Source organism: Pigmentiphaga sp. CHJ604, assembly GCF_036972535.1.
Lineage (GTDB): Bacteria > Pseudomonadota > Gammaproteobacteria > Burkholderiales > Burkholderiaceae_B > Pigmentiphaga > Pigmentiphaga daeguensis.
The window spans coordinates 5,457,467-5,474,747 of the sequence record NZ_CP136998.1 but is presented as its reverse complement, the minus strand read 5'-3'; the positions used below and the strand labels follow the sequence as shown (position 1 = coordinate 5,474,747).

Here is a 17,281-nt window from a genome sequence, read left to right as displayed (position 1 = left end):
ATGAATGCGAGGGGGCCACTTCCCGGCGCCGGCGCCTGGGCAGGCTTGAATATTGATGTTCAAGTATATAAACTTTTTTTCATAGACAAGAACAATGATCAGGAGACGACGATGGCCGGACTGTATTTCGAACAGTTCTCCCCGGGGCAGGAGTTCGCCCACGATTGGACCCGCACGGTCACGGAAATGGACAACGTGCTGTTCAGCTCGCTGACCATGAACGTGCAGCCGCTGCACATCGATGCGCACTTCGCGGCCGGGACGGAATTCAAGCGCCCGCTGGTGAACAGCCTGTTCACGCTGGGGCTGATGATAGGGATGACGGTGAACGACACCACGCTGGGCACCACGGTGGCCAACCTGGGCATGAGCGAGGTCGCCTTCCCCAAGCCGGTATTCGCCGGCGATACGCTGCACGTGCGCACCCGCGTGCTGTCGGTGCGCGAAAGCCGTTCGCGCCCGAACGCCGGCATCGTGGAATTCGAGCACCTCGCGCTGAACCAGGACGACGACATCGTCGCCCGCTGCAAGCGCTCCGCCCTGATGCACAAGGCTCCGGCCTAGAGGAGACCACCATGGTCCGCTCGATGCTGTTCGTTCCGGGCGATGCGCCGCGCAAGTTCGACAAGGCCGCCGCCAGTCCCGCCGATGCCCTGATCCTCGACCTGGAGGACTCGGTCGCGCCCGATCGCAAGGTCGCGGCGCGGGACGCCGTGCGCGCCATGCTGGGCCAGGCGCCCGCGGCCAAGCAGGCGTGGGTGCGCATCAATGCGCTGGACAGCGGCCAGGCGCTGGCCGACCTGGCGGCCGTCGTGCCCGGTCGGCCGTTCGGCATCGTGCTGCCCAAATGTGCCCGGCGCGCCGACCTGGAGCGGGCGGCCCACTACCTGGACGCCTGCGAGGCCATGGCCGGATTGCCCGAGGGCGGCATACGCGTCCTGGCCATCGTCACCGAAACCGCGCGTTCGCTGTTCGGCCTGCATGACTATGCCGGCGCCACGCCCCGGCTGTGGGGGCTGTCCTGGGGCGCGGAAGACCTGGCCGCGGACCTGGGCGCGCGCGGCAACCGCGAGGCCGGCCGCTACACCGAGCCGTTCCGGCTGGCGCGTTCCCTGTGCCTGGCGGCCGCGGCGGCAGCGGGCGTGCGGGCGGTGGATACCGTGTGCGTGGACCTGGACGCGCCCGACATCCTGGCGGATGAAACGCGCGAGGCGGTACGCGACGGTTTCGTCGCCAAGCTGGCCATCCACCCTCGCCACGTGGAGCCGATCAACCGGCTGCTGACACCCGACGAAGCCCAGTTGCAGTGGGCCCGGGCGGTGGTCCGGGCGTTCGACGCCCATCCCGGCGCGGGCACGCTGAACCTGGACGGCAAGATGATCGACCGGCCGCACCTGCGGCTGGCGCGCCGGCTGCTGGGAGGAGAATGAACATGGCCGGTCCGCTGGACGGGGTGCGCATCCTGGACATGAGCACCGTCGGCATGGGGCCCATGGCGACCCAGATGCTGGGGGACATGGGCGCCGACGTGATCAAGGTCGAGCCGCCGGCGGGCGATGTGTTCCGGCACGTCACGCCGCAACGCCATGCGGGCATGAGCCATGCCCACCTGAACCTGAACCGCAACAAGCGCAGCGTGGTGCTCGACGCCAAGACCCCGCGCGGCCTCGAGGCGCTGCTGGAACTGATCGCCGGGGCCGACGTGTTCGTCTCCAACATGCGGGCGCCGGCGCTGCGGCGCCTGGGGCTGGACCACGAAACGCTGGCGCCGCGCTTTCCCAGGCTCATCCATTGCGTCTGCTATGGCTATTCCGAGCGCGGCCCCTACGCGGGCCGGCCGGCCATCGACGATACGATCCAGGCGGCATCGGGCCTGGCGTGGCTGCAGGGGGCGGGCGGCGCCGAGCCGCCGCGCTACGTCAACTCGGTCGTGGCCGACAAGACCGTCGCGCTGTACGTGTCCAACGCCATCGCCTGCGCCCTGTACGCGCGTGAACGCACCGGCACCGGGCAGTCCATAGAAGTGCCCATGTTCGAATGCATGGTGGCCTTCCTGGCGCCGGAACACCTGGCCGGCCGCAGCTTCGTGCCGGCCGAGGGCGAGGCCGGCTATGCCCGGCTGCTGAACGACTATCGCCGGCCCTTCGCGACGCGTGACGGCTACCTGAGCGTGGTCCCCTATACCGATGCCCAATGGCGGCGCTTTTTCGCGCTGGCCGGCGACCCGGGCATGGCGGACGATCCGCGCTATTGCACCGCCCGCGACCGCAGCCGGCATTTTCCCGAGCTGTACCGCTACGTCGAGGACACCCTGCGCACGCGCACCACCGCGCAGTGGCTGGCGGCGCTGGAGACCGCCGATATTCCCTTCGCGCCCGTGCACAGCTTCGACGACCTGCTGGCCGACCCGCACCTGGCCGCGCTGGGTTTCTGGCGCGAATGCGAACACCCTACCGAAGGCCGCCTGCGCCAGGCCGGCATCCCCGTGCATTTCGGCGCGACCCCGGGCGACGTGCGCCGGCATGCGCCGGGCCTGGGCGAACACACCGAAGAAGTGCTGGGCGGCCGGACCTGGTCCACGCCGCGCTGACGACAACCACGACAAGGAAAGAGGAGACTTCTATGCGGAAGGTGATCGCGCTGGGCCTGGCATGCGCCGCCCTGCATGCCGGAATGCCGGCGCATGCCCAGGGCTATCCCGAGGCGGGCAGGACCGTGCGCTTCGTGATCGGCTTCCCGGCCGGCAGCTCCATCGACAACGTGTCGCGCATCGTGACCGACGACATACGCGCCCGCACGGGCGCCGTGATCGTCGTCGAGAACCGGGCCGGGGCGCTGGGCGCGCTGGGCGTGGACGCGGTGGCGCGCGCCGCGCCCGACGGCTACACCATGATGCCCAGTTCCAGCGCCACCAGTTCCTCGGGCCCCTTCCTGTCCAAGGCCATCCAGAAGCACGACGCGTTGGCGGACTTCACCCAGGTGGCCCGCATGGTGCGCTTCGACGTGGTGGTGGTGACCCGCGCCGCGGGCGGGCACGCGGACGCCAGGAGCCTGATCGCGGCCGGCCGCGCCAAGCCGAAATCACTGGCAACCGGGTACGGGTCGGGCACCGGCCAGGTCGCCTCGGCCGCCTTCAGCCGCGCCGCCGGCATGGAGGTGCTGAGTGTGCCCTACAAGGGCCAGCCCGCGGCCGTGACCGACCTGCTGGGCGGCCGGGTGGATTTCGTTTCCTCCGACCTGGGCGCCGTGCTGCCGCAGATCGGCGCGCACAACCTGCACGCCATCGCGCTGGTATCCAACAAGCGTTCCACCATCCTGCCCGACGTTCCGACCGCCGCCGAGCTGGGCCTGTCCGGGCTGGACCTGACAGGCTGGATAGGCGTGGCCGGGCCGGCGCGGCTTCCCGCCCAGGTGGTGCAATGGTGGCAGGATCAGTTGAAGCTGTCGCTGAACAAGCCGGAGGTCAAGGAACGCCTGCGCGGCATGGGCATGGAGACCGACTTCCTGGCCGGAGACGATTTCCAGCGCTTCGTGCGCGCCCAGTACGAGGAATGGGGCGCGCAGATCCGGCACGCGGGGATCCAGGCGGAGTAGGCGCGGCGCCCGTTGCGCCGCCGTACATATCAGCTTTGCCTTCCCCGGACCTGGGACGGGGAAGTGCGCGCTTCTATAGTGGGTCGCAGCGCCATGGCCGGATGCGGCCGGATGGCGGACAACCATAAGCCATGGAGACGACCTTGAAACGCGCACTCGCCATCCTGCTCGGAGGCCTGGCGGCCACGGCCCTGCTGCTGCCTGCCGCCCACGCCCAGTCCGACTACCCCACCCGGCCGGTCACCCTGATCAACCCCTACGCGCCGGGCGGCCCCGCCGATACGCTGGCCAGGGAGCTGGCATCCCGGCTCAAGGACCGCCTGGGCCAGCCCGTCGTCGTCGAGAACAAGGCCGGCAGCGGGGCCATGGTGGGCACCGGCTACGTGGCGCGCGCCAAGCCCGACGGCTATACCCTGCTGATGGGCACCTCGCCCGGCATGGTGGTCGGTCCGCTGATCGAGCGCGCGACCTACGACGGCCTGAAGGACTTCGACCTGGTCGGCCTGGTCGCCAACCAGCCCGTGGTCCTGGTGGCCAACGCCAAGCTCGGCATCAACACCATGCAGGACCTGCTCGACCGCGCGCGCAAGCAGCCCGGCAAGCTCAACTTCGCGTCGGCCGGCACCGGCGGCCCGACCCACCTGGCCGGCGAACTGCTGCGCCGGCGCGCCAACATAGACATCACCCACGTTCCCTACAAGGGCGCCGCCCCGGCCCTGCAGGACCTGATCGGCGGCCAGGTCGAGCTGGGCATGCTGAGCGCCTCGCCCGTGCTGCCCTTCGTCAAGGACGGCCGCCTGAAGGCCATCGCCTATACCGGTGCCAAGCGGTCTTCGCTGCTGCCCGACGTGCCCACGATGGCCGAGGCCGGCATCAAGAACTGGAACGAAGTCTCCACCTGGTATGCGCTGGCGGCGCCGCGCGGCACGCCCCCGGCTATCATCGAGAAACTGAGCTCGGCGCTGACGGCGATCAACGCCGAGCCGGAACACCAGCGCTTCCTGGCGCAGCAGGATGGCAGCATCGACAACATGACGCCGGCCGAAGTCACCGCCTTCGCCCAGAAGGACAAGACGGCGATGACCGAACTGCTGGGCGCCCTGGACATGCTGGCGAAATGAACCCCCGCGGGTGCGGCCTCTTCGCCGCGTCGCGACTGGAACCGGAGAACATGAAGGAATTCATACGCGTCGACGGCCAGGGTCTGGACCCGGCCGACGCCTACCGCCTCGTCGTCGGCTGCGTGGTGCCGCGCCCCGTGGCCTGGATCACCACGCAGGACGGGAACGGCCGCGTCAATGCCGCCCCGTTCAGCTCCTACAATTACGTCGCCACCCGCCCGCCCATGCTGGCGGTCAACATCTCCACGCTGGACGGCGACCTGAAGGACACTGCGCGCAACATCGTCCAGACGGGCGAATTCGTCGTCAACGTCTCGACCGAGGCCGACCTGGAGATCATGCACGCCAGCGCTGCCGAGTACCCGCCCGAGATCAGCGAACCCGAGGCCCTGGGCATTCCCTTGCTGCCCAGCCACCACGTCAAGCCGCCCCGCATCGCCTCGACCCCCGTGCAGATGGAATGCCGCCTGGACCAGGCCATCGCCCTGGGCGAGGGCTACAACACTCTGTACATCGGCCAGGTCGTCGCCTTCCACTTGTCTCCCGACATCTACGACGGCCGCCGCGTCGCCAGCGCCGCCATGCGCCCCATCGCCCGCCTGGGCGGGCCCTTCTACGCCGCGCTGGGCGAGATCTTCCACCGGCCCATGCTTCAGCGCCAGCCTGGCGCGGAACCCGAGCCCAATCCCAAACCCTAGCGCTCAACCCCGGGCGGAACGCCGCCGCTCATCCAGCCGGGCCAGTATTTCAGGCAACCGTTCCCTGGCCGTCTCCGCCAGGTCGCCGTAAAGGCTGTTGCCCTGGGCGTCGATTCCCACGGTGGCGGGGCCCAGCCCCTCCACCCGCAGCTTCACCAGCCGGTAGTGGTGCACCAGGTCGTTCCAGTGCACCGCTACCACCTCGCGTATCGCCTCGGATAGAAGCGTGCATCCACCTCCCAGGAACGACAGGTAGATGCAACCCTCCGCGCGCATCGCCTCGACGCTGCCAGCGTCCAGTCCGCCCTTGCCGCCCACCACCCGCAAACCCAATCCGCGTATCAACCGCGGCATGAAGCCATTGAAGCGCGTGCTCGTCGTGGGATTCAGGTAGAGCACCTCGAAATGGCCATCGGCTTCCCGGCTGTAGCTGCCCAGGTGCAGCAGCGCGGCGCCGCGCAGATCGATGGGCGGCGCTTCGCCACGGTCGAGCAGCCCGGTCAGCCGTTCATGCGTGGTCATGCCCGCGCACAGCACGACCTCGCCGTGCAGGCGGACCTGGTCGCCCACGCGCAGCGCGCGGACCGCTTGCTCGCCCAGTGGCAATTCAAGTTCGTGTACGGTGCTCACGATGTCGCGTCCTCGTCATGGCGGCCGGTCATTCGATGATCTCCACGCGGCCCGAATCATGGATGCGGGCGCGGGTGCGGCGGTTGATCCAGCAGTTGAAGCACACCGCCACCGGCGTGAAGCCGTGGCCCGAGGCATAGTCCACGTGCACGGCCATCGCCGTGCTGTCGCCGCCCGTGCCCATGGGACCGAAGCCGGTCGCGTTGGCGGCTTCCTTCAGGCGGTCCTCCATCGCGGCCAGCACGGGCTCGGGATTGACCGTGCCGATGGGCCGCAGCGTCGCCTGCTTGGCCAGCTTGGCGGCATAGTCGAAGGTGCCGCCTATGCCCACGCCGATCACCACCGGCGGGCAATGTTGCGACCCCGCCTTCAGGATGACCTCCATCACGTAGCGCTCGATGGTCTCCAGGCTGGGGAAGGTGAAGATCTCCAGCGCGGCCCAGCGGCCGGAGCCCAGCGCCTTCGGCGAACAGGTGATGTCCACGTAGTCGGCGCCGTCGATCAGGTCGAAGGTCACGATGGGCATGTCCTTGCCCTTGTAGCCACGCTCGTTGGTAAGCGGATTGGTCACGTGGGCCAGCAGCGGCGGCTGGATGGTGGCGACCAGGTCGTCGAAGCCGTCGGCGAAGGCCCGCTTGATATCGCCTTCCAGCTGGGCGCCGGTGCCGATGCCGACGAAGTACACCGGCACGCCGGAGTCGGAACAGACGAAATGCTGGCGGGCCTCGGCGGCATCGGCGCTTTGCAGCATGATGCGCAGCGTGCCGCGCGCCACCTCGTTGTGCTCGCCGCGCTCGGCCGCGCGCAGCGCTTCCTTGGTGTCCTCGGGTATTTTCTTCAGCGCGCGTTCGTAGAGCTGGGCGCTGACCGATCGCACGAGGTCGTAGCTGATGGCCATCTGTCTCCCCTGTGGCGCGCCCGGGCGCGCGCGTTCCTAGGCATCCACGGACTATAGCGACGCCGCCCGTCCGCTGCTATCACCCGGCCGTCACACCTGCTTTGCGCGGGGTGGCCGGATGCCCGGGTGGATATACTGGCCGCCATACGAACTGTTTCGACGGAAAGCGCGCATGAAGCTGCATTGGTCCACCCGTTCCCCCTACGTGCGCAAGGTCATGGCGGCGGCCATCGAGACCGGACTGGACGCGTCCATCGAAACCCGCCTGTCCATCGTTTCGCTGTCCACCGTGAACGCCGACGTGGAGCGGGACAACCCGTTGGGCAAGATCCCCACCCTGGTGACCGACGAGGGCGTGGCCCTGTACGACTCGCTGGTCATCTGCGAATACCTGGACCATCACAGCCGCAAGGGACGGTTGTTTCCCCAGGGGTTCGACCAGCGGCTGGAGGCGTTGCGCTGGCACGCGCTGGGCAACGGACTGACCGACATCCTGATCCTGTGGAACAACGAACGCGGCCGCGACCCGGCGCTCCAGTCGCCGGCGCATCTGTCCTCGTACCACGCCAAGACCCTGGCCACGCTGGATGCGCTCGAAGCCACGGTGGACGAGCTGGATCGCCGCGAATTCGACATCGGCCACCTGGGCGTGGCGGTGGGGGTCGGCCATGCGGATTTCCGCTTCGCCGACCTGCGGTGGCGCGCCACGCGGCCGCGCCTGTCGGCCTGGGCCGACCGCATGGCCGAGCGGGAGTCGCTGCGCCGGACCGTGCAGTTCGACCCGCGCCTGAAGAATCCAGCCTAGGGCCCATTCCCGGCCTGTGCGGGCCTGCTTTTAGCGGGAACAGGCCCTAGATGCGCGCCGCCGCGAACTCGCTCGCCAGTGCGTTGACCAGTCCGCCGCTTTCCCAGATCCGCACCATCTGCGGCGAGAACGGTGGTGACGGGATGATGCGGCCGTCGGCCAGTTCGATCGCCCCGGTGGCCGGCGTGACGCCGATCACGTCGCCATCGGCCACGGCCCGCGTGATGCCTGGAACGAGCAGTATCGGCAGCCCCTGGCTGAGCGCGCGCCGGATGAAGCCCGATTCGCAGGACTCCACCAGGACCGCCGCGATCCCCGAGGCCTTGATGGCAACGCTGACTTCCACGTGGTTGTGATGCGCGAAGTTCTTGCCGCCGACGACGATGTCGCCCGGCCGGACTTGCGACGGGAACTCCGGCCGTAACTGGCGAAAGCACATCTGCCGGAGCGCGTCCAGGTCGAACGGCTTGCCGAAGCCGTCCCGCACCGCGGCGAATTCGATGATGCCGTCGTCGCCGCAGACCTGGTCGCCGAATTTCCAGACCCGGCCCCGCAGGGTGCGCACGGAGGATGTCTCGTTCATGTCGCGCCGCTCCTCAAAGCCTGCCCGCCAGCAGCGGGCGCGGATCCGTGATCTCTCCCGCCACGGCCGAGGCCGCCACCGTGTAGGGCGAGGCGAGGTGGACCGCGGCCTGGGTGCTGCCGTTGCGGCCCTGGTAGTTGAACTGGTGGGTGGTGATGGAGACGTCTTCGCCGCTGAGCACGCCCAGGTAGCCCCAACAGGTATTGCAGCCGGGCGACAGCACGGTGGCGCCGGCCTCGGCGAACACCTCCAGCAAACCTTCGCGCGCGGCCGCGGCATAGACGTTCTGGCTGCCGGGCGAGATGTACATCGTGACGTGCCGCGCGACCCGGCGGCCGCGCAGCACGGCGGCCGCCGCCCGCATGTCTTCCAGCCGGTTGTTGGCGCAGGACCCGACCGCGGCCTGGTCGATGCGCCGGCCCGCCACCTGCGCGACGTCGACCGCGCCGCTCTGCGTGGGCGGCACGGTCACCATGGGCGTCAGCCGCGACAGGTCGTAGGTCAGCACCGCCGCGTAGTCCGCGTCCGGGTCGCTGCGCATCACCTGGTAGGGCCGGCCGTCCGCGCGTTCGTCTACGTAGTCGAGCGCGCGCGCATCGACGTCCATGATGGCGGTGTCCGATCCCGTGTGAAAGGTCGAGGCGAGGATGGCCTGCCTGTCGTCCAGGCTGAGGCCCGCCAGCGCCGGTCCGCCATACTCGACGCAGCATTGCAGGAAGGTTCCCTGTTCCTCGTGGTCGCGGATGATGGCCTGGACCAGGTCGCGCCCGGTCACGCCGAACGGCAGGCTGCCCACCAGCTCGATACGCACCGTGCGCGGTACGCAGACCCAGTGCCGGTCGTTCAGCAGCGGCGCCAGCACGTCGGTGGACATGGGGATGTTCAGCGCGCCCACCGCGCCGATCGAGGCGATGTTGCCTTCGTCCGAGAACACCAGCGACCCGGGCCGGGCAAAGCCGCGTTCGACCAGCACCAGGTGGCGCAGCCCGGTATTGGGGCCGTAGAAATTGTCGACGCCGAAGTCGCGCGTCAGCTGCCTGAGCATGTGGTGCGTGGCGGCGTGCGGCGAGCCGGTGGCGGCCGCCGGCGTATGGTCGATGACGATGATGGCCTTCTCGGGCCGGGCGAACGCGGTCGCGCCTATCTTCTCCAGGTTGCGCTTGTGCATGGGCCAGACCATCTCCTGGGTGACCACGTGGTCCGGCACGCAGTTGACGTACTCGCCCGGCGCCACGGTCTCGCGGCCCGCGGCGCGGGCCAGGATCTTCTGGGCGATGGTCTGACCGCTTGAGGTCGGCATGACAAGGTTTCCTGTGGTTTGGATCAATTCAGCGAAATGCCGGTTTCCTTGATGAACTGGCCCCAGAACTCATAGCTGCCCAGGACATTCTTGCGATATTGCTCGGGCGAGCTGGACACGGCAAGCGAGCCCATCTGCTCGTAGGCCTTGCGTACCTCGGGGGTGGCCATGATGGTGGCCAGTTCGCGCTGGACGCGGTTGACGATGGCGGGCGGCGTGCCGGCCGGCATGATGACGCCGTACTCGGTCGCCTGCACCACCTTGGGATAGCCCAGCTCGACCAGGGTCGGCGCGTCGGGCAGCAGCGGGGTCCGCTTCTCGGTGGTCACCGCCAGCACGCGCACCGTGCCCGCCTGTACGTGGGGCAGGATGGGCGTCAGGTCCGAGACCATGGACTCGACCTGCCCGCCCAGCAGATCGGTGATGGCGGGGGCAGCGCCCGCGTAGGGGACGTGGACGATGTCGATGCCCGCCGCGCGCTTGAAGCGTTCGCCGGCCAGGTGGACCATGGTGCCGGTGCCCGCGCTGCCGTAGTTCATCTTGCCGGGATGGCTGCGGGCACGCTCCAGGAACTGCGCCATGTTGGTGATGCCGGACCTGGCGTTGACCGCGATGACGGCAGGCACCTGCGCCAGGCTCGAGACGTAGGCCAGGTCCTGCGTGACCGAGTAGGGCACCTTCATCAGGTGGGGCATCACCATCAGCGCGCCGCCGGCGCCCAGGCCCATGGTGTAGCCGTCCGGCGCCGCCTTGGCCACGGCCGCGGTGCCGATCGAGCCGCCGGCGCCCGCGCGGTTCTCGACCACGATGGTCTGCTTGAGCGCTTCGCCCAGGGGGCCGGCGATGGTGCGCACATAGTTGTCGGTGGGGCCACCGGGCGGGAAGGGCACGATGAAGCGGATCGGCCGCGTGGGCCACGAGGCGCCTTGCGCCATGGCCGGTGCCGTGAAGATCCCCAGGGTGCAGCTCGCGATCAGGCATGCCGCAAGGCGTCTGGCGTGCATGGCAGTCTCCTCCGTGGCGGACGTGGCCGCCTGTCTTGTCGATGTCCGGGCATGGTATCTGGCCGGCTTCGCCGCCGGATAGGCGCCGCCGCGCAAAGCTGCTATGGCGTGGGCGTTAACGGCGGGGCGTACAGGCCCAGCCGTTCGGCGCGCACCCGCGCCAGCGCGTAGACGGTGTCGAGCAGCGGCGCGGGCACGCCCAGTTCCTGGGCAATCTCGACGGCCGCGCCCAGGATGCTGTCCAGTTCCACCGCGCGGCCCGCTTCCACGTCCTGCAGCATCGAGGTCTTGATGTGGCCCAGCTTGCGCGTGACCGCCAGCCGCGCCGGGGGCTCGATGGCCAGCGGCAGGCCCAGCGCGTCGCCCATGGCCAGGAGCTCGCGCATCATGGCCTGGAACAGGCGGTTGACCCGTTCGTCGTCGATCAGGAGATCGGTGTGCGAGCCCGTCAGCAGGCTGACCGGATTGAAGCAGGCGTTGCCCAGCAGTTTTTCCCAGACGACGCGGCGGATGTCGGGGCTGGCCGAGGCGTCGAAACCGGCACCGGCCAGGCAGTCGGCCGCGCGTTGCGCGCGCGGGCTGGGGCCGCCGCCCGGTTCGCCCACCACCAGCCGCGATCCCGAGGCGTGCACGACCACGCCGGGTTCGGGGCAGGAACTGGAGGGAAACACCACGAAACCCAGGATGCGGTCGGCGGGGATCGCGCGTTCGAGCCGGCCGTCCGGGTCCACGGCGCGCAGTCGGTGGCCGGCCAGGGGACCGCCGCCCGACTGGAAGAACCACCACGGGACGCCGTTCAACGCGGGCAATACCAGGGTGTCCGGTCCGATCATGGGGCCCAGGCGGTCGGCCAGCCCGGGCAGCGACGGCGACTTGACCGCCAGGATCAGCAGGTCCTGCGGACCCAGCCGCTGCGGGTCGTCGCTGGCACGCACGCGCGCGACCGACCGCGTGCCGCCGCTCTCCAGCCGTATGCCGTGTTCGTCCAGCGCACGCAGCGTGGCGCCGCGCGCCAGCACGCCGACATCGTTGCCCGCCAGGGCCAGGCGCGCGGCCAGGAAGCCGCCTATCGCGCCCGCGCCCGCGACGCCTATCCTCATGCGGCCAGGGGGGGCCGGGGGCCGGCCGTGCGCGTCGTCCATCGGTGGTGTCTCCGGGGAATGTCCGTGGAATGCAGTCCATTATTCCGGTTGGCGCCGCCGGCGCGGTGTACCCGCGCGGCATTTCTGCCTGCGCGCCCGGGATATAGCGCACGTTATGCGCATGGACGCATTGCAGTCTTGCCGGCGCAGGCAGTAGGCAAGCCTCCGCCGTGCCCCTAGAGTCCGGACAGCGGCGACAGGCGCGGACGGGACGAGACGCGTCCGGCCATCGGCGCGCACGCGGAGGAATGTATGCATCGATCGACGGGCCCGTTGTCGCACGTCAAAGTCCTGGACCTGAGCCGCATCCTGGCCGCCCCCTGGGCCAGCCAGACCCTGGCCGACCTGGGCGCCGACGTCATCAAGGTGGAGCGCCCGGGCAGCGGCGACGACACCCGCGCCTGGGGGCCGCCTTTCCTGAAGGACGGCCGGGGCGAGGATACCGAGGAGGCCGGCTACTATCTCGCCGTCAATCGCGGCAAGCGGTCGATCACGGTGGGGCTGGACACGCCCGAGGGCCAGCGCATCGTGCGTGAACTGGCCATGCGGGCCGACATCCTGCTGGAGAACTACAAGGTCGGCACGCTGGCGCGCTATGGGCTGGACGAGGCGTCGCTGCGGGCGCTGAATCCCCGGCTGATCTATTGCTCGGTCACCGGTTTCGGACAGACCGGGCCGCGCCGCGACCAGCCCGCCTACGATTTCCTGATACAGGCGATGGGCGGCCTGATGAGCGTGACCGGCGAACGCGACGGCCGCCCGGGCGGCGGTCCGCAGAAGGTGGGCGTGCCCATCGTCGACCTGATGACCGGCATGTACACGGCGGTGGCCGTGCTGGCCGCGCTGGCCCGGCGCAACGAGACGGGCAGGGGCGAGTACATCGACATCGGCATGTTCGACGTGCAGGTGGCCACCCTGGCCAACCAGGCCATGAACTATCTCGTGTCCGGCAAGCCGCCCCGGCGCAACGGCAATGCCCATCCCAACATCCAGCCGCAGGACGTCTACCGCTGCGCGGACGGAGACATCATCCTGGTGGTCGGCAACGACGGCCAGTTCCGCAAGCTGTGCGAGGCCCTGGGCCACGCGGAATGGGCGGCGGACGAACGCTATGCCACCAACGCCCAGCGCGTGCGCAACATCGAACGACTGTCGGCCATGCTGCGCGAGGATCTTGCCCGCCGCGACCGCGCGAGCCTGCTCGCGCTGCTCGATGGCGCAGGCGTGCCCTGCGGCCCGATCAACACCGTGGCCGAGGTGTTCGAGGAACCGCAGACGATCGCGCGCGGCCTGTTGCGCCACGTGGAGCATCCCAGCGGTGGCCGGGTCCCCCAGGTCGCCAGCCCCATGCGGTTCGCCGACGCCGCGCTGCCGGGGCTCGCGGCGCCGCCCACGCTGGGCCAGCACAGCGCCGAGATCCTGGCCGAACTGGGCTACGATGCCGCCGGCATCGAGGCGCTGCGCGCCGCGGGCGCCATCTGATGGGGACGGACATGAAGCTGCACTGGTCGCCCAAGTCGCCCTATGTGCGCAAGGTCATGGTCTGCCTGCATGAGCTTGGCCTGGAGGACCGGGTAGAGCTGGTGCGGTCGGTCGCGGCCATGTTGCGACCCAATCCGCAGATCATGCGGGACAACCCGCTCAGCAAGATTCCGACACTGGTGCTGGACGACGGCACCGCCCTGTTCGATTCGGCGGTCATCTGCGAATACCTGGACGATCTCGCCGGCGGCAGGCTGTTTCCGCCCAAGGGCAGTGAGAAATGGCGGACCCTGCGTTGGCACGCTTTCGCCGACGGCCTGCTGGACGTGCTGATCCTCTGGCGCAACGAGGCCGACCGCGACGGCGCGCAGCGCTCGGACGCGCTCATCGAGGCCTTCCGGATCAAGACCGAGGCGTCGCTGCAAAGGCTGGAAGGCGAGGCGCGCGAGCTGGCGGCGGCGCCATTCGGCATCGGCCATGTCGGCCTGGGCTGCGCGCTGGGCTACCTGGACTTCCGCTTCGGCGCGTTGCAGTGGCGCGAACGGGCACCCCATCTGGCCGCCTGGTACGGAGAGATCGCGGCGCGGCCGTCCTTTCGCCGCACCGAGCCCGTGCTGGAAGGATAGGCGCCCTAGGCGTAGAGCCGGGTCGGGTTGTCGACCAGGATCCGGCGCACCAGCGGCTCGCTGCCGGTCCAGGCCAGGAAGGTGTCGAACAGCCGGCGCGTGCCGGGCCACGGGTCGATGCGGATGTGGGGCCAGTCGCTGCCCCAGACGAGCTGGTCGGGATTGGCCTCGACCAGCGCGCGATGGAAGGGGCGCCCAGGTTCCAGGTCCGGCGTCTTCAGCAAGCTGCGGTAGGCCGACAGCTTGACCCAGGCCCTGCCTTCGCCCAGCAGCCGGACCAGTTGCTGGAAACCGGCATCGTTCGTTCCCGCGTCGACGTCGAAGCTGCCCATGTGATCGATCACGACCGGGCAGGGCAGGCTCGCCAGCAGCGGCGCGATGCCGGGCAGCGCCTGGCAGTCGGTCCAGAGTTCGACGTGCAGGCCGGCATCGGCGACCGCGCGCGCCATCTGCCGCAAGTCGTCGATCGAGGCGCTGCCGGCGAAATTCCCGGCCGCGCCGCTGCGATGACTGTAGCGCAGCGCGCGCACGCCGCGTTCGCGCAGCGAGCCGAGTTCCAGCGGCGTACCGGGGCGGGCCACGATGACGCCGCGCAGATGGTCGTGCTCCGACAGCGCGTGGAACAGCAGCGAATAGTCTTCCCCGTACGCGCTGGGATGCACCAGCACCGCATGCGACAGCCCCTGGCTGGCCAGCATGGCCGAGTGGTCCGCGACCAGCGCCTCGGGCGGGGTATAGCTGCGCTCGGCCGCCAGCGGGAAGCGGTCGTAGGGGCCGAGCAGGTGGTTGTGGCAATCCCAGCCCGTGATGGGCGTGGCCTGTCTGGCGCCGCTCATTGCCTCTGGCCCCATACCGCCGGGTCGTCCTGGGGCAGCGGAAAGGCGGCGACGACGCCGGGCTCCAGCGGGATCTCGTGCGCGTTCAGCGTCATCGCCACCAGGGTGTAGTAGCCGACCAGCGCGGTCAGTTCCACCACCGTGCGCGCGCCGAAGCGGGTCAGCGCGGCGGCATAGGTGGCGTCGGACACCGACCGGCGGGCGTTCAGCTCGCTGGCGTAGCGCACCACCAGCGCGTCGTCCGGCGCCAGTTCATTGGGGATGCGCTGTTCGCGCAGCGCCTCGATGATCCAGTCTTCCACGCCCGCCTTCTCGGCTTCGGTCTTGTGGGCGGCCCATTCGAAGGGGGAACTGCAGGCCCGGGCGGTGACCAGGATGGCCAGTTCCGACAGCCGGGGCGGCAGGGTGGTGTCGTAGCGCAGCAGTTCGCCCATCGCCGACCAGCGGTCGGCCAGCTCGGGGTTGTACAGCGCGGCGCGCAGCGGCCCCCGCAGCCGGCCACGCTTGCCGGCGATGACTTTGTCGTGCACCCGGCGTTGTTCCGGGCTCATGGTTTCGGGCGTGGGCAGGTCGATTCTGGGCATGGGCTCCTCTCGTCTTCGCCGCATTATCGGGCGCGGCGCCCGCGCGCGCTATGGCGCGGGGCGCATAGCAGCCTTGACCGGGCCCGCCTTTGCGCGGGCGGCGCGCGCGCCTAGACTCGCTGCGTATCCTGCCCACGACCACGACCTTTTCCATGAACGAATTCAAGCAATTGCAGCTGCGGGTGGACGGCCACGTCGCCCTGGTGACCCTGGACAGCCCGCCCGTCAACGCCCTGACCCGTGTGTTGAACGACGAGCTGACCGCGGCGCTGGACTGGATATCCGAGACGCCCGACGTCCGGGTGGTCGTGCTGACGGGGGCGGGCAAGGTGTTCTGCGCGGGCGCGGACTTGAAAGGCCGGGCCGACGTGATCAAGGGGCCGGGCGACCTGCCCGCGCACCTGCGCCGCACCCGCGAGTGTTTCCATGCCATCCGCGAGTGCGCCAAGCCGGTGGTCGCGGCCATCAACGGCCCGGCGCTGGGATCGGGGCTGGCCATGGTGGCCTCGGCCGACGTGCTGATCGCTTCCGAGCGCGCCACGCTGGGCCTGCCCGAGGTCGACGTGGGCCTGCTGGGCGGATGCCGCCACGCGATGCGCCTGTTTCCCCATTCGCTGCTGCGGCGCATGATGCTGACGGGGTACCGGGTGCCGGCCACCGAGCTCTACCGGCTGGGCATCGTCGAGGCCTGCACCGCGCCGGAGGACCTGCTGCCCGCCGCCATGGAGATGGCCGGCGTCATCGCCGCCAAGAGCCCCGTCTCCACGCGCATGGGCAAGCACACGCTGAACACCATCGAGGACATGAGCCTGCGCGACGGCTATCGCTACGAACAGGACATGACGGCGATCATCGCCACCACCGAGGATGCCGCCGAGGCGCAGGCCGCGTTCCGCGAGAAGCGGGCGCCGGTGTTCAAGGGGCGGTAGGAGCCTGGCGCGGGGCGGGGCGTCCCGCGATGCGCGGGCGGGTATAAACTCGTCTTCTTTTCCCGGACGAGCGCCGCTTGCGATGCAGCACCCGAAAGCCACCAGCATCCAACTGGACGTCACCGCCAGCCTGCAGAAATGGCGGGCCTTTCTCGCGATCGGCGAACTGGGCAGCCTGACGCGCGCGGCCCTGTTCCTGAACAGCAACCAATCCTTGCTCAGCCGGCAGTTGAACGCGCTCGAGCGCGAGTGCGGCACGCGGCTGTTCGTGCGCACCGGACGGGGCGTGGAGCTGTCGGACGTGGGGCAGCGCATCTTTCCCCAGGTCCGCGCGCTGCTGGCCGACGCCGAACAGCTGGAAAACGAGATCCGCGAGCAGGCGCGCGACGCCAGCGGCCGCGTCACGCTGGGCACCCTGCCGTCCATCGGCCACCATCTGGTGGGGCAGCTCTTTACCGAGGTGCGGGCCCGCTATCCCGGCGTCAGCCTGAAAGTACTGGAAGGCTCCAGCGGCCAGGTGGAGGAATGGCTGGCTGATGCGCGCGTGGACATCGGCATCCTGTACCGCTACGGTGGCACGCTGCCCGAGCACGAGCAGTGCCTGGCCACCGTCGACAGCTACCTGATCGGTCCCGCGGGCGATCGCCTGACCGCGCACGAGGAAGTGTCCTTCCGCACCTTGCACGAGCTGCCCTTCATCCTGCCCAGCGCCCCCAACGGGCTGCGCACCGCGCTCGATTCCATGGCGCGCCAGGAGCACATCACGCTGGCCCCGGTGATCGAGGCCGATTCATTGCCGCTCCAGACCTCGCTGGTCGCGCGCGAGCGGCTGTACACGGTGCTGCCGCTGCACGCGGTGTGGACCGAGGTCGCCAAGGGCGAGGTGCAGGCCGCCCGCATCGTCGACCCGCCGTTCCAGCGCACCGTCGCGCTGGTCTTCGCCAAGACCAAGGGGCCCGGCAAGGCCGTATCGGCCATCGCCGGCCTGATCGGCGAGATCGTGGACAGGATGGCGCGCGACGGCATGTGGCGGACCGGCCGCTAGGAGG

Annotated in this window: 19 protein-coding genes; 11 read left to right on the top strand and 8 right to left on the bottom strand. The window is 69.6% G+C overall.

The annotated features are described in order from the left end of the window. The 6 genes from R4823_RS26335 (at position 1) to R4823_RS26310 (ending at position 5,413) form a co-directional block, all read left to right on the top strand. A complete protein-coding gene (locus tag R4823_RS26335; RefSeq protein ID WP_338616686.1) occupies positions 1–564 on the top strand; it encodes a MaoC family dehydratase in 564 nt (187 codons plus the stop codon). 11 nt (positions 565–575) lie between these two features. Continuing rightward, positions 576–1,430 carry a CoA ester lyase gene (locus tag R4823_RS26330; protein WP_087838036.1) on the top strand — a complete coding sequence of 285 codons (855 nt, stop codon included), beginning with the start codon at positions 576–578 and terminating at the stop codon, positions 1,428–1,430. A gap of 2 nt (positions 1,431–1,432) precedes the next feature. After that, positions 1,433–2,590: a CoA transferase gene (locus tag R4823_RS26325; RefSeq protein ID WP_087838035.1), complete on the top strand. Its 1,158-nt coding sequence runs from the start codon at positions 1,433–1,435 to the stop codon at positions 2,588–2,590. A 32-nt stretch (positions 2,591–2,622) separates the two neighbouring features. Beyond that, positions 2,623–3,594 (top strand): tripartite tricarboxylate transporter substrate binding protein, encoded by a 972-nt coding sequence (locus tag R4823_RS26320; protein WP_087838034.1) that lies wholly within the window; start codon positions 2,623–2,625, stop codon positions 3,592–3,594. Positions 3,595–3,737: 143 nt separating this feature from the next. Beyond that, complete coding sequence (locus R4823_RS26315; protein ID WP_243724479.1) at positions 3,738–4,715, top strand: tripartite tricarboxylate transporter substrate binding protein; 978 nt, start codon at positions 3,738–3,740, stop codon at positions 4,713–4,715. A 50-nt stretch (positions 4,716–4,765) separates the two neighbouring features. Continuing rightward, entirely contained in the window at positions 4,766–5,413 is a 648-nt protein-coding gene (locus tag R4823_RS26310; RefSeq protein WP_165963121.1) for a flavin reductase family protein, read from the top strand. Between the two features lie 3 nt (positions 5,414–5,416). Here R4823_RS26310 and R4823_RS26305 read toward each other — a convergent pair whose 3' ends face one another. Both R4823_RS26305 and R4823_RS26300 read right to left on the bottom strand, forming a co-directional pair. Then, on the bottom strand, positions 5,417–6,043 hold the full coding sequence (locus R4823_RS26305; RefSeq protein ID WP_338616681.1) for a fumarate hydratase C-terminal domain-containing protein: 627 nt from the start codon (positions 6,041–6,043) through the stop codon (positions 5,417–5,419). A gap of 28 nt (positions 6,044–6,071) precedes the next feature. Beyond that, entirely contained in the window at positions 6,072–6,941 is an 870-nt protein-coding gene (locus R4823_RS26300; protein WP_338616679.1) for a fumarate hydratase, read from the bottom strand. Between the two features lie 172 nt (positions 6,942–7,113). Between R4823_RS26300 and R4823_RS26295 the strand changes: the two genes are divergently transcribed. Further along, entirely contained in the window at positions 7,114–7,746 is a 633-nt protein-coding gene (locus R4823_RS26295; RefSeq protein WP_165963122.1) for a glutathione S-transferase N-terminal domain-containing protein, read from the top strand. A gap of 46 nt (positions 7,747–7,792) precedes the next feature. Here the strand turns inward: R4823_RS26295 and R4823_RS26290 are convergent, their stop codons facing one another. The 4 genes from R4823_RS26290 to R4823_RS26275 all read right to left on the bottom strand — a co-directional run bounded on the left by R4823_RS26290 (position 7,793) and on the right by R4823_RS26275 (position 11,775). Further along, positions 7,793–8,329, bottom strand: a complete 537-nt coding sequence (locus R4823_RS26290) for a 3-isopropylmalate dehydratase (RefSeq protein WP_087838028.1) — start codon at positions 8,327–8,329, stop codon at positions 7,793–7,795. A 13-nt stretch (positions 8,330–8,342) separates the two neighbouring features. Next, positions 8,343–9,629 (bottom strand): aconitase family protein, encoded by a 1,287-nt coding sequence (locus tag R4823_RS26285; RefSeq protein ID WP_279815688.1) that lies wholly within the window; start codon positions 9,627–9,629, stop codon positions 8,343–8,345. 23 nt (positions 9,630–9,652) lie between these two features. After that, complete coding sequence (locus R4823_RS26280; protein WP_132979538.1) at positions 9,653–10,633, bottom strand: tripartite tricarboxylate transporter substrate binding protein; 981 nt, start codon at positions 10,631–10,633, stop codon at positions 9,653–9,655. A 101-nt stretch (positions 10,634–10,734) separates the two neighbouring features. Next, positions 10,735–11,775 (bottom strand): 2-dehydropantoate 2-reductase, encoded by a 1,041-nt coding sequence (locus R4823_RS26275; protein ID WP_338616672.1) that lies wholly within the window; start codon positions 11,773–11,775, stop codon positions 10,735–10,737. Between the two features lie 252 nt (positions 11,776–12,027). On the opposite strand from R4823_RS26275, the gene R4823_RS26270 reads away from it, so the two are divergent. Continuing rightward, a complete protein-coding gene (locus R4823_RS26270; protein WP_087838025.1) occupies positions 12,028–13,257 on the top strand; it encodes a CaiB/BaiF CoA-transferase family protein in 1,230 nt (409 codons plus the stop codon). An 11-nt stretch (positions 13,258–13,268) separates the two neighbouring features. Then, positions 13,269–13,883 (top strand): glutathione S-transferase, encoded by a 615-nt coding sequence (locus R4823_RS26265; RefSeq protein WP_087838148.1) that lies wholly within the window; start codon positions 13,269–13,271, stop codon positions 13,881–13,883. A gap of 5 nt (positions 13,884–13,888) precedes the next feature. Here R4823_RS26265 and R4823_RS26260 read toward each other — a convergent pair whose 3' ends face one another. Next, complete coding sequence (locus R4823_RS26260) at positions 13,889–14,719, bottom strand: amidohydrolase family protein (RefSeq protein ID WP_132979539.1); 831 nt, start codon at positions 14,717–14,719, stop codon at positions 13,889–13,891. Further along, the gene (locus tag R4823_RS26255; RefSeq protein WP_132979540.1) at positions 14,716–15,303 is read right to left on the bottom strand and encodes a carboxymuconolactone decarboxylase family protein; all 588 of its coding nucleotides are present in this window, start codon (positions 15,301–15,303) and stop codon (positions 14,716–14,718) included. The genes R4823_RS26260 and R4823_RS26255 overlap by 4 nt, the downstream gene beginning before the upstream one ends. A 152-nt stretch (positions 15,304–15,455) precedes the next feature. Between R4823_RS26255 and R4823_RS26250 the strand changes: the two genes are divergently transcribed. Further along, complete coding sequence (locus R4823_RS26250) at positions 15,456–16,232, top strand: enoyl-CoA hydratase/isomerase family protein (RefSeq protein WP_087838022.1); 777 nt, start codon at positions 15,456–15,458, stop codon at positions 16,230–16,232. Positions 16,233–16,314: 82 nt separating this feature from the next. After that, complete coding sequence (locus R4823_RS26245; protein WP_087838021.1) at positions 16,315–17,277, top strand: LysR substrate-binding domain-containing protein; 963 nt, start codon at positions 16,315–16,317, stop codon at positions 17,275–17,277. Positions 17,278–17,281 lie beyond the last annotated feature (4 nt).